Source organism: Paraburkholderia sp. SIMBA_030 (genome assembly GCF_046535245.1).
GTDB lineage: Bacteria > Pseudomonadota > Gammaproteobacteria > Burkholderiales > Burkholderiaceae > Paraburkholderia.
The window spans coordinates 1-244 of record NZ_JAWRXB010001402.1 but is presented as its reverse complement, the minus strand read 5'-3'; the positions used below and the strand labels follow the sequence as shown (position 1 = coordinate 244).

General features: G+C 69.7%; 1 protein-coding gene. It reads right to left on the bottom strand.

Translation table 11 applies throughout. From position 1 onward, the window contains the following. The coding region (locus SB772_RS44640) for an alpha/beta fold hydrolase (protein ID WP_410839107.1) at window positions 1–244 on the bottom strand (244 nt) is incomplete at both ends.

Below are 244 nucleotides of genomic sequence, written 5' to 3'. Positions count from 1 at the left end.
CCGCTCGGTCGCCTCGAAGAACGACAGGATCTCGGCGGTCAGTTCCGCGCTCGCTTCCTCGGGAATGTAATGGCCGCAGGCGAGCGCGCGGCCGCTCACGTCGCGCGCCACCTTGCGCCATTCGGCGAGCGGATCGAAGCACTGCTCGATCACGCCATGCTCGCCCCACAGCACGCGCAGCGGGCACGCGACCTTGTGGCCGCGCTCGATGTCGGCGCGGTCGTGTTCGAGGTCGATGGTCGCC